A 12,087-nucleotide genomic window follows, 5' to 3' on the forward strand; every position below is an offset into this window, starting at 1 on the left:
GCTGCATATCGGGTTGTTATAAATATGTTACGGTTATTTAGTGTGAACCGCCGCGCAGTTTGTGCGGCAACACGCCGAGAGTGAGAGTACGACAGGGGGGATGAAGCGCAGATTACAGCCATAAAAAAACCCGCCATAAGGCGGGTTTTTAGAATTCTGACTGTTAACTTACAGACTGATAACGTTAGCAGCAGATGGGCCTTTAGCGCCGTCGGTGATTTCAAACTCTACGCGCTGACCTTCAGCCAGAGTTTTGAAGCCGTTGCTCTGGATTGCAGAGAAATGTACGAATACATCTTTGCTGCCATCTTCAGGAGTAATGAAACCGAATCCTTTAGATTCATTAAACCACTTAACGTTACCTTTGATCTTAGACATCTATATTACCTTTACATGAAAAATGGACACTAAACTGTGTCGGGGTCTAGTACAGCAATTGCTGAGGGATTTGTCCAGCATGATTTGATGAAAAAGTGATAAATATCGACATTCTGTACATCCATCACACTTTCCTGCTTTTCGACTTGCGAAACATCGCTCAACGCGTATCAGGCGCAGAGCGGGTATCGGTCGCTAACCTGCTGGAAACGAAACCCTTTTTAATTTTAAGCGGTTACGTTACTGACGTTAAAAAGAAAAATCTGATTAAGATATATTCCTGTTCTTAATGACGTTTACGCCGCTAAAAGGTCAATTTTTTTCTATCATCCGGACGGTAAGTCCCATGACCTTAAACCCGTTTTTCTGCTTTTTCAGGCCTGCGTCCTGCCAGTGGCTATTTATTGTACGATAAATCTTAAATTCACTGGCGCAGATCCCGCTCCCTCGCCAAAAAAAATGAGTCGGCTGTGCCATTATCATCAGTCATGGCAGGCTATTCGCGGATATTTTAGCCAACAACTAATAAACACTGATCTGGATCAATGAAATGCTTTTTAGTGACCGAATGCGCATTTGGCAACAAACAATCAAAAGCATAAGAAACTACTTTTCTTATCGCAGTGCGAAATAATATTGCCGCGCAATAGATAAAGTCCGCTTAACCTGTCAGGCACAGGCATCCGTTAATGCTGAGTAAAAGGAGGGTGAGACACAGGATGGTGATGAAGATACGTTGCGGTCAATGTGGAAGCGCCCGATTCGTTTTTACTGATTACCGCGAGGGCCAGCGAAACTTTCATGGTGCCTGCTGCGCATACTGTAAGAAACCTCTGGGCTCACAGGATCTGCTGCCCAATACGCCGATGAATCCCATTACAGACGCTCTGTTGGCCAGCCAGAAAACATTGCGGGCACCTGATTAGGTGCCCGCTGTTGCTGAAGCGTTAACAGATATCAGAAAATCAGTTTGAACACCCCTGTCAGGGTCAGTAAGCCAACGATAAAAATGATCGCAATAATCCACAGAATAATTTTCATTTCCTTTCCCCTCACCAATTAAACACTTTTCCTGTAAGCATTATAGACAGGAAAATGCGCCCTGCCGCTTCACTTAAGGCTCAACTGGTCATAAGTTCATCAACCCTGAGCTTTATTTAAATTCTGAGATAACGATCGCAACACCACTTTTTAACGGCTCTCTTTCTTCGTTTTACAGAACACTCCTGGCTAAAATTTAGGCGGCAAGGCAGGCCTCAAGAGTGATGAGATTGAAAATGAGTCGCGAGGAGATCTTATGAGCACGATTAATACCAGCATGGGCCGCTACAGCCTCAAGGCAAAAAACAGCGGTAACCACATCAAAGGGACTTTCGCCATCAACGATGAAGGCGGCACGCAGCTCTCTCTGCAGGAGTTTGACGAGCACTACCTTGATGATGTGGTGAATAACGTTATCTACCCCGTTACCGGTGGCAACCGTGACATTGCACACGCGCTGCGGGAACAGATGGTGAAAGCCGGTTTTGAACCGCCTCATTAACGTGGCAGATTCAGACTGAATCTTCTCTGTCAGGCCGCACCTTGCGGCCTTTTTTATGCTGTCTGTCCCGCACATCCCGGTTTAACCGGCAACAGGGGCAGCAAGCGCGACGGGATGTTCAAAGCTCAAAGAGGCAGCGGGAGAGACGCGAAAGCAGAGAGCCGCTGGCAGGCTTGCCAGCGGCCAGAGGTTAAATCGCCCAGGAGAGCAGCAGGCAACCCACCAGACCACAGACCGAAATAATGGTTTCCAGCGCCGACCAGGAGCGGATGGTTTCGCCAATCGTCAGGTTGAAATACTCTTTGAACAGCCAGAAGCCCGGGTCATTAACGTGCGAGAAGATCACGCTACCGGACCCTACGGCGATGACCATCAGTTCCGGGCTGGCGCCGCTGGTAACAATCAGCGGTGCCACAATTCCCCCGGCGGTAATGGCCGCTACCGTGGCAGAACCCAGAGCAATACGCAGCACCGCGGCAATCGACCAGGCCATAAAGATTGGCGACAGCTGAGTAGAATGCATCATGCTGGCAATGTATTTATCCACGCCGCTATCCACCAGCACCTGTTTGAAGGCACCACCACCGCCGATGATCAACAACATCATGGCGATGATTTTGATCGAGTCGGTCAGGGTATCCATGACCTGTTCCATCGTGCGGCCGCGATTCAGTCCAAAGGTGAAGATTGCAATCAGCACCGCAATCAGTGTCGCCATCACCGGGTCGCCAAAGAACTCCGCATAGGGCAGCAGCACATGGCCTTTAGGCAGCAGCATCTCTGCCACCGCACGCAGCGCCATCAGCACCACAGGTACCAGTGCCGTCCAGACGCTGACGCCAAACCCCGGCATTTCCGCCTCGGTAAAGGTTTTCGGGTTATAGAGACCCTCAGGAATCGGTTTGTCGATGCCTTTCAGGAAGCGGGCGTAGACCGGACCCGCCAGAATCACCGTAGGAATACCCAACAGCGTACCAAACAGCAGCGTTTTACCCATGTCAGCGTTAAACAGCGTCGCGATTGCGGTCGGGCCAGGATGCGGCGGAAGAAAGCCGTGCGTCACGGACAGGGCAGCCGCCATCGGCACCCCGACATAGAGCAGCGGCACACGTGCCGATGCCGCAACGCTGAACACCAGCGGCAGCATCAGTACAAAGCCGACTTCATAGAACAGCGCAAATCCGACGATAAAACCGGTCAGCACCAGCGCCCACTGAATATGCTTAGTGCCGAATTTTTCAATCAGGGTGGTGGCAATACGCTGCGCACCGCCGCAGTCGGCCAGCAATTTACCGAGCATGGCACCAAAGCCCATGATCAGCGCCAGGCTGCCCAGCGTGCCGCCCACGCCCGCTTTGATTGAGGTAATCACTTTATTAACCGGCATGCCCTGCATCACACCGACCGCCAGCGCCACCAGGATCAGCGCGATAAATCCATTAAGCTTAAAGCGAATCATCAGCAGCAGCAGTAACGCGACGCCAATCGCCACATAGAGTAATGGCATAGCTTTTCTCCACCTTGTGCACTGAACATCATTCAGTGTCGGTTTATTATCATGATCCCCTGAGGGCTACAAAACAGTGCGCTGTAAGATGTTTACACATCCCGACAAACGCTGTTACCGATAACATGTTAAGGGTAACATCAGCAGGAAAGCACCACCCCGCCGGGGGTGAATTTCTGTTTTGCGAAGGTGATCAACTTTTTGCCAATGCGTTATCAGAAAGTTTGCCAGTCCCGGCGCCTTGCTTTTCGTTACACTCAGATTTTAGCGAAATGTAAAAAGGATGCGCTGGTGAGTGAGAACCTGAGTGAGCTGTACAGTAATCAACGAACCCTCTTTGGCCGGGGCAGCCTGGATAAACTGGTGCCGCTGCTGGCCGCCCGGTCACAGCCTACTCTGCTGTTTTGTGGACAATCTTTTCTGCAAGGCCCCGCATATGCCCGGCTAAAAGCCGGACTCAACGATCATATTATTGGCTATGAAATTGTCAGTCATGAAGCCTCACCCGCCGAGATTGATGGCTGGGTTGCGCGCTGGCGCGGTCATGTCGATCGGGTCGTCGCGATTGGCGGCGGGAGCGTACTGGATGCGGCGAAAGCATTTAGCGCGATGGTACAACACCCGTTGCCAACCGCCCGCTATCTGGAAAAGGTGGGTGACACCGCGGTTCAGCCCATCACGTTGCCGCTGATTGCTATCCCGACCACCGCCGGTACCGGCAGTGAAGTGACGCAAAATGCGGTGGTGACTGATCAGCGTGACATTCAGATAAAAGCGTCACTGCGCCACCCGGTCTTTGTACCGGAGGTGGCAATTCTCGATGCCGATCTGCTGAAAGGTGCGCCTGACCGGGTGCTGGCAACCTGCGGTATTGATGCGTTTACCCACCTGTTCGAAGCGTATCTCTCCGGCAAAGGCAACCTCTTTACCCGACAGCTGGCGCTGACCGGCCTGCGTCAGTTTGTTCATGCCTGGCCTGCACTTAATCGTGAGGATGCTGCTGGCGACGCGGCACGGGAAGCGATGATGATGGCGTCGTGGCTGGGCGGTGTCAGTCTCAGCAGTGCGGGTCTGGGGGTGATCCACGGTATTGCAGGGGAACTGGGCGCAATTAAGCCGTTCCATCACGGTGAAGTGTGCGGACGTCTGCTGTTTCCGTTCCTGGATCTGTTGTCCGACAGCGAACAGCCACTGCAGCGTAAGCTGATGGCGGAACTGCACCCGCAGCTCTTCAGCGAAACTACGGACTCACCGGCGCAGTTTCTGAAACAGTGGCTGCAGCAGCAGGCGATCACCCCATTCTGGCAGGATGGCCCTTCACTGAGCCGCGCCGAGGTGGAGTGGATTCTGGCGCGAGCCAACAGCAAAAATTCGCTGGTGAATTACAGCCGCGAACAGATGCAGATGATGATCGCGCAGGCCTGGCCAATCACGGCGTGATCAGGAGCCGCGTTGCCCGCATTCGCTGATCAGGCACAACCCGGGCCTGCCAGCCTCGCCCGGCTTTGCTGCTCCTCAGCGCTATCCTCTTGCACCCGCTCTCTGAGCCAGGCGGCTGGCTGAATCACGGCGCTAACCGCCCTGGCTTAATCGCAGCGCCAGACGGCTAAGCCTGCATGGCGCTAAAAGGCCCCTCACCTGCCAGCATCTGCTCAATCACCTGCAGCACGCCCTGCTCGTTGTTAGAAGGCGCGGCATAGCGTGCCGCCTGTTTCACCCGCTGTGGCGCGTTGTCCATGGCAAAACTGAAGCCAGACTGTCTGAGCATCTCCAGATCGTTCCCGCCATCACCAAAGGCCAGCACCTGGTCATGCGCGATCCCCCAGCGTTGTGCCAGCAGATCCAGACCGTGCGCTTTATGATTCCCCGGCACGATCAAATCCACCGAGCCGTGACCGCTTGAGGTCGCTGCCACACGCCCCTGATGCAGACGTTCAATATCCGCCATCAGTGGCTCGATATAGTCATCAGAGAGATTCAGCGCGAACTTAAACAGCCGGTCATGCTGCACCTCATCCAGATGATGAATCGGCTTCAGCCGGTGACAGTAATGGCGCATCTTCTTCAGCCAGTTCTCTTCCATGCCGTCGAAGTACCAGGCGCTCTCCCGGCCACACAGCAGGTAACGCAGACCCGGATAGTCGCCGTTTTGCAGGGTATCGATCACCGCGTCAACATCGCGGCGTTCAAAGGCACCGCAAAACAGTTCCTCATCACGATCGATAATCCATGCGCCGTTTTCGGCTACAAAGGCGATATCGCTGGCGATCTCCGGGAAGAATGATTTGAGCTGGTAATACTGATTGCCGCTGGCCACCACAAATTTGATGTCACGGGCGGTGAGTTGCTGATAGCAGTCGAGAAAGCGGGATCGATTGTACTGCTTGTTATCGTCCAGAAAGGTGCCATCCATATCTACCGCAACCATCTTAACCGTCGTCATCATGACTCCTTACACAGGGAATATTCAGCGTGGAGTGTCAGGATAGCCGCTGGCGCAGCAAAACGGAAAGAAAGAGGGATGGCCGCAGCCATCCCCTGGGGATCAGTTCAGGGCGCTGTTCAGCACCAGCGCGGTAATTACTCCGGTTGCGGCAGCAATCAGCACATAGTTGCCGTCGATGTTTGCCCAGTGATAACCGCGCGGCGGTTCACGCAGACCGCGTTCATGCCAGTCGGCTACGCGGTAATGGTCGCCGCGGTACGCCTGCGGGACAGGATGCCCGCGACGGAAGTCGTGCCCCTGCCAGGCGAAATGGTCGCGATCATTACGTGCCTCTCTGCCCCGACCGTTGTTGTCCTGATCCGGGCGATGATTGACGCTGTCATGACGGTTGTTGCCACGCTCCTGATTCTGGTCAGAACCGCGATTGTCAGCACGATGGTCACCGTTCTGATGCGGCACAGGCTTGCGGTGCGCGTCATCACGATCGTCTGCCCGTGAGGCCTGAGAAAAGAGTGTGCTGCATGTCAAAAGTGAAGCGATAAGCGTTAATGTTGTTTTTTTCATGATACTGCCTCCGAAAATAACGGCTGTTCAGGCACCGTTGATCGGCATCATGGCAATAATTGTGGCGGGAGACATCTGTAAAAGTCTTAAAATCCGGTAACTTACACACTATTACGCTTGCTTATCGCTTTCTTAACACAGGACATGCGATGACAACGTTGCTGACGCAATCCAGAGGTTAACCGGGCAACCTGCGCTGTCTGATAATCACGCTCTGGTTGACGGATGATGGCCGATGAAAAGTCAGGAGGCTGAAACGCACCCTGACATTTTTGCGGTTATGGCGTGCTGAGGATCACTGGCGCATCCGGTAACCCGGTAAAGTGCGTCACGATGTGGTGGTAATCAGCCGTCGGGTCCAGATCGCGGAACACTTCCGGATAGAGATCTTTTGCCAGAATTTCCATGCCGATAATGTTGTAAGGGTGATTATAAAAATGGTGATAAACGCCATAGACCCGTTTCTGTTTCACCGGTTCGATCTGCTCCAGACCGGTGCGGCTCTGCAGGCGGTTAAAGGTGGCGGTCACGTCGGTCTGACTGGCACCGTAACCAAACGGCAGCACGTTACTGTTCGGGCGTTTGGAGCCGGTCATGATATAGACGTCCGGCTTCATGGCGATAATCTTCTCCAGCGACACAAATCCTGAGCTGCCGGGCAGCAGTGCAGAACCGATATTCTTGCCACCGACCGCTTCCACCAGCGCGCCCCAGCCGTTATGACCGTGGGTAAAGCAGCAGTTGTCGCTGTTACCGGCAATCGGTTCAATAAACACGGTTGGCTTGTGCGGCACCTGCGCAATCTTCTGCTGAAGCATCTGCCAGCGCTGCTGGTAAAAATCGGCGTAATCTTTCGCCTCGGCTTCGCGATTCAGAACGGTGCCCAGCACTTTCACGCTCTTCAGGGTGTTCTCTTTCGGATGAAGTTCAACATCAAGGAACAGCACCGGGATATGGAGATTTTTCAGGGTGGCGAGCACGCCTGACTGCGTCAGGGCCGGTTTGGCGCGCAGTTGCGCAATCATCAGATCGGGCTGCTTCGCCAGCACGCTCTCCAGATTGACCTGCCCCTGATCGTTAAAGCCCATATCAACAACCGATGCCGCCTGCGGCCAGCGCTGCTTCAGCAGGTCCCAGGTCTGGGTATCCTGCTTTTTCGGCAGGTTGTTCCAGGCAACGACACGCTGAAACGGGTTCTGGCGATCCAGTAATGCCAGCGCCATCACGTCACGCCCATCCTGTAAAATCACATGCTGCGGCTCTTTTTGCAGCGTAATTTTCTGACCATCCATATCGGTCACCGTGACCGGATAGGTGGTAGCCGCACAGGCGGTTGACAGTAAAAGTGTGGTGGCAGCAACTATCCCGATTTTCATTTTTCTCCTGTCCTTTTAAGGAATAATAATTATTCGCGTTAACTCTACCATGCTGATAAGTACCAAATGTAACTATTGCTAACCAGATGCGTCTGAGAGGCGGCATTAACAACGCGGCAGCGGGCTTAAATCAGGGAGCGATATCGCTGAATACGTGGAGGTGCATAGAGAGAATGGCGAAGGGCGGGCAGAATGGCAGGCGCATCCCAGGAGGATTGAGATGCGCCTGTTGCGCTAAGTGTTACTTCACCAGCGAATAGAAGATTGCGGAGATGGCAATCAGTCCGATCAGCACGACAAACAGATTGCTGATATGACCGCTGTACTTCCGCATCGCGGGTACCTTCTGGATAGCGTACATCGGCATCAGGAACAGAATCATCGCAATGACCGGCCCGCCAAGCGTCTCAATCATGCCGAGAATATTGGGGTCCAGCGTTGCCACCAGCCAGGTCGTCAGCAGCATAAAGAGTCCGGTCAGGCGATTCAGTCTGGCGGGCGCGATGGTTTTGCCGCGACTGCGCAGCGCCTTATTAACCATGCCGTTAAATCCTTCGCGCGCGCCAAGATAGTGACCGAGAAACGATTTCGTGATCGCCACAATGGCAATCAGCGGTCCCAGCCAGGCGATCATCGGCACCTTAAAATGGTTCGCCAGATAGGAAAGAATGGTGATGTTCTGCGCCTTGGCGGCGTGTAAATCTTCAGGCGACAGGCTCAGCACGCAGCTGAAGACAAAGAACATCACCGTCACCACCATCATCAGGTGCGAGCAGGCCAGAATGCGCGAACACTTTTTCTCTGCGGCATCGCCATACTCTTCCCGCTTTGCCAGCGCGAATGAGGAGATAATCGGCGAGTGATTAAAGGAGAAGACCATCACCGGAATCGCCAGCCACAGCGTCATCCACAGGCTGCTGCCCGCGGGCTGAACGTTCAGGGTCGAAAGCACAGCGCCGTGCCAGTGCGGGATCAGATAGCAGGCCATCAGCATCAGCACCGCCACAAAGGGATAAACCAGCACGCTCATCGCTTTGACAATCATCTTCTCGCCGAAACGCACAATGGTCATCAGTCCGACAATCAGCAGCAGCGACAGCAGTACACGCGGTGGCGGCACCAGGCCGAGCTGATTCACCATCAGGCTCTCAACCGTGTTGGTGATCGCTACGCTGTACATCAGCAGAATCGGGTAGATAGCGAAGAAATAGAGCAGCGTAATCAGCTTGCCCGCACCAACGCCAAAATGCTCCTCGACCACCTCGGTGATATCCCCGGCCGGATTTTTACCGGAGAGAACGAATCGGGTCAGGGCGCGGTGCGCAAAAAAGGTCAGCGGAAACGCCAGTATCGCCATGATGATCAGCGGGATCAGCCCGCCGACGCCAGCATTGATAGGCAGGAACAGCACACCCGCCCCAATCGCCGTGCCGTATAAACCCAGCATCCACATGGTGTCGGTTTTACGCCATCCCGTATCGACGTCACTCTCAAGCGCGCCCAGCGTGCCAGTTTGCGTGGTTTTCATCAGATCTTCCGTTTTAAAAGCCGCCAGTAACCTGAGCCGTCAGGCAGGCAAATGTCCGCCCCACTCTGCGCCTCAGCTGCAACCGGATCAGTCAACGTGATGCTGACTCGCCCGTGCATAGGTAATCGATTGCGTGCGCCACTTTTTACACTACCTGACGATAAAAGTTCAAGCCGTGCAGATAAACACGCATGGATTGATGAAAAAACCGTCAGGTTGTGCAAAGTGACTGCGCAGCGATCATGCCATCTTTGTGGCGGTTTTACCGCCCCTAAAAAGGTGATCCCTGTAACGGTTCAGCGCAACGGGCTACGCTTAAACAGATTCTGTCGCGATTACGCCGACAGGCGCACAGGAGAAGAGAATGAAAATTGCCTGCCTCGGATGGGGATCGTTAATCTGGAAAGCTGGCGCACTGCCGGTGGCCAGTCAGTGGCATCATGATGGTCCTGAGCTACCGATTGAGTTTGTGCGCATCGCTGACGGCGGCGAGCTGTCGACCGCGATCTGCCTTAACGCCAGCCCGGTGCCGGTGTACTGGGCCTGGCTGAATACCGCCTCACTTGAGAGCGCCTGCCGCGCATTGCGCCTCCGTGAAGCCATTCCGGACAGTCGCATCGATGGCATCGGGATGATGACGGTGACGGCGACCTCAGCGGGACCACTGGCAGAGTGGGCTAAGACCAAAGGCATAGAAGGTCTGATCTGGACCGGTCTGCCTGCCCGCATGGCGGGTGTTGAAGGCCAGATCCCGACGCTGGACGACGCGCGGCACTATCTGCAGCAGCTCACCGGTGAAACGCGTGAGCATGCCTGGCACTACATCGAACAGGTTCCGGCACAAATCGACACGGTTTATCGTCGTGCTTTTGCCGACCTCGCTCTCTGGCAACCCGACACCCGAGCCGTAACGGTCGCCACAACGCAGGTTCAGCCGCCCTGTCAGCCCGGCTGAAACTGACCAGCCTGCTGCACCGCTCTGCTTACTCCTTAAAGGATTACTACACTTCAGGCAGGTTTCGATTTCAGGTTTCCTGAGTCTTTCCCGTGCGTGGCCACGCCTTCTGGCCTGGCCGCCGTCCCCTAATCATCAGGAGATGAACAGATGAAAGCATTAACTTATCACGGCCCCCATAAAGTCAGCGTCGATAACGTTCCCGATCCCGGTCTGGAAGCCGCAGATGACATTATTCTGCGTGTGACCGCCACCGCTATTTGCGGTTCAGACCTGCACCTTTACCGCGGCAAAATCCCCGGTACCGGGCACGGAGATATCTTTGGTCATGAGTTTATGGGCGAAGTGGTTGAAGCAGGCAGCGCAGTGACCGCCGTGGCCAAAGGCGATCGGGTGGTGATCCCGTTTGTTATCGCCTGTGGCGACTGTTTTTTCTGCCTGATGAGCCAGTATGCTGCCTGTGAAAATACCAACAGCGGACGGGGTGCCATCCTGAACCGGAAAAACATCACGCCCCCCGCAGCCCTGTTTGGTTTCAGCAAACTCTATGGCGGTGTGCCTGGTGGACAGGCGGAATATGTCCGGGTGCCGAAAGCCAATACCGGCCCGTTTAAAGTGCCGTCGGTACTGTCGGATGAGAAAGTGCTGTTCCTGTCAGACATTCTGCCCACCGCGTGGCAGGCGGTGAAAAACGCCGAGGTGAAACCGGGCTCCAGCCTGGCGATTTTCGGTGCCGGGCCGGTTGGCCTGCTCAGTGCCGCCTGCGCCCGACAGCAGGGTGCCGAACAGATCTACATGATCGACCACAACAACTACCGCTTAAACTTTGCCCGTGAGCGCTACGGTGTTATCCCGATTAACTTCGATGAGATCGATGACCCGGCCGGCTGGATTATCGAACACAGCACCGGCAATCGCGGTGTGGATGCGGTAATTGATGCAGTAGGATTCGAGGCAAAAGGCAGCATGACCGAAACCGTGCTCACCAATCTCAAACTGGAAGGCAGCAGCGGTAAAGCGTTGCGTCAGTGTATTGCCGCAGTAAGGCGTGGCGGTATCGTCAGCGTGCCGGGCGTCTATGCCGGATTCATTCACGGCTTCCTGTTTGGTGACGCCTTTGACAAAGGGCTGACCTTTAAGATGGGACAGACCCACGTACACGCTTATCTGCCCGACCTGCTGAAGCTGATCGAACAGGGTCATCTGACGCCAGAAGAGATTGTGACCCACCATCTGCCGCTGGAAGATGCTGCGCGTGGCTACGATATTTTCGCCAAACGCGAAGAGGAGTGCCGCAAGGTGATTCTGGTGCCTGGCATGGCAGCGACACAGGCCACAATATAATTTCACAACGGGTCTGAAACGCTTAACCCCTGGCTCCCCGGCTGTTTTCCGCCGGGGATCTCATCTCAGAACGGCTTGCGTTGCAGGCTGCTTCGCCACTCCCGCCTCTCCAGCAGATGTTCATCCGGCGAATCCGCCGTATCAACCTGACTGCCCTGCTCCAGCCATCGCGCACTGCGTGAATGGGGATGACTTTCGCTGATCACCTGTTGTGAAAACGCGCCAAACGATAACAGCAAAAACAGTAATGCACTGGCCAGCCTCACTTTCATACGCACACCTCTTTGGTAACGGTGCCGCTATGCTGCCCGAAGGGTTTTCATTTTCTGTCAGTAACAGGCAAAGTTATGTGGTAAGCGGGAACAAGCTGCGACGGGTTTAACCGCGGTTCAGGATAGTCCGTCAGCCCGGCATCATAAGTTTCCCGGCTAACCGTCCGTTTTCTT

Annotated in this window: 11 protein-coding genes; 4 read left to right on the forward strand and 7 right to left on the reverse strand. The window is 54.4% G+C overall.

What is annotated here, in order from left to right; translation table 11 throughout:
* Positions 1–168: 168 nt before the first annotated feature.
* Positions 169–378, reverse strand: coding sequence for a transcription antiterminator/RNA stability regulator CspE (gene cspE, locus HFD87_RS02635; protein WP_006118399.1), 210 nt, complete (start codon positions 376–378; stop codon positions 169–171).
* A gap of 1,297 nt (positions 379–1,675) precedes the next feature.
* On the opposite strand from cspE, the gene HFD87_RS02640 reads away from it, so the two are divergent.
* Positions 1,676–1,921, forward strand: coding sequence for a hypothetical protein (locus HFD87_RS02640; protein ID WP_010258994.1), 246 nt, complete (start codon positions 1,676–1,678; stop codon positions 1,919–1,921).
* 190 nt (positions 1,922–2,111) lie between these two features.
* On the opposite strand, the gene gntT is transcribed toward HFD87_RS02640, so the two are convergent.
* Positions 2,112–3,428 (reverse strand): gluconate transporter, encoded by a 1,317-nt coding sequence (gntT, locus tag HFD87_RS02645; RefSeq protein ID WP_010258995.1) that lies wholly within the window; start codon positions 3,426–3,428, stop codon positions 2,112–2,114.
* A gap of 291 nt (positions 3,429–3,719) precedes the next feature.
* Here gntT and HFD87_RS02650 point away from each other — a divergent pair, with 291 nt between their 5' ends.
* Positions 3,720–4,868: an iron-containing alcohol dehydrogenase gene (locus tag HFD87_RS02650; protein WP_064689969.1), complete on the forward strand. Its 1,149-nt coding sequence runs from the start codon at positions 3,720–3,722 to the stop codon at positions 4,866–4,868.
* 166 nt (positions 4,869–5,034) lie between these two features.
* Here HFD87_RS02650 and HFD87_RS02655 read toward each other — a convergent pair whose 3' ends face one another.
* The 4 genes from HFD87_RS02655 to HFD87_RS02670 form a co-directional block, all read right to left on the reverse strand.
* Entirely contained in the window at positions 5,035–5,871 is an 837-nt protein-coding gene (locus tag HFD87_RS02655; RefSeq protein WP_111533516.1) for a Cof-type HAD-IIB family hydrolase, read from the reverse strand.
* Between the two features lie 102 nt (positions 5,872–5,973).
* The gene (locus HFD87_RS02660) at positions 5,974–6,438 is read right to left on the reverse strand and encodes an RcnB family protein (RefSeq protein ID WP_010671265.1); all 465 of its coding nucleotides are present in this window, start codon (positions 6,436–6,438) and stop codon (positions 5,974–5,976) included.
* 278 nt (positions 6,439–6,716) lie between these two features.
* On the reverse strand, positions 6,717–7,814 hold the full coding sequence (locus HFD87_RS02665) for an ABC transporter substrate-binding protein (RefSeq protein ID WP_167422898.1): 1,098 nt from the start codon (positions 7,812–7,814) through the stop codon (positions 6,717–6,719).
* Positions 7,815–8,055: 241 nt separating this feature from the next.
* Positions 8,056–9,342, reverse strand: a complete 1,287-nt coding sequence (locus tag HFD87_RS02670) for an HAAAP family serine/threonine permease (protein WP_010671264.1) — start codon at positions 9,340–9,342, stop codon at positions 8,056–8,058.
* A 364-nt stretch (positions 9,343–9,706) separates the two neighbouring features.
* Between HFD87_RS02670 and HFD87_RS02675 the strand changes: the two genes are divergently transcribed.
* Complete coding sequence (locus tag HFD87_RS02675; RefSeq protein WP_033771112.1) at positions 9,707–10,297, forward strand: hypothetical protein; 591 nt, start codon at positions 9,707–9,709, stop codon at positions 10,295–10,297.
* A gap of 150 nt (positions 10,298–10,447) precedes the next feature.
* Positions 10,448–11,641 (forward strand): zinc-dependent alcohol dehydrogenase, encoded by a 1,194-nt coding sequence (locus tag HFD87_RS02680; RefSeq protein ID WP_010259005.1) that lies wholly within the window; start codon positions 10,448–10,450, stop codon positions 11,639–11,641.
* Positions 11,642–11,706: 65 nt separating this feature from the next.
* Here the strand turns inward: HFD87_RS02680 and HFD87_RS02685 are convergent, their stop codons facing one another.
* The gene (locus tag HFD87_RS02685; RefSeq protein ID WP_010259007.1) at positions 11,707–11,913 is read right to left on the reverse strand and encodes a hypothetical protein; all 207 of its coding nucleotides are present in this window, start codon (positions 11,911–11,913) and stop codon (positions 11,707–11,709) included.
* Between the last annotated feature and the right edge of the window lie 174 nt (positions 11,914–12,087).

It is taken from the genome of Pantoea sp. EKM21T, assembly GCF_011800405.1.
Classification (GTDB): Bacteria; Pseudomonadota; Gammaproteobacteria; order Enterobacterales; family Enterobacteriaceae; genus Pantoea; species Pantoea agglomerans.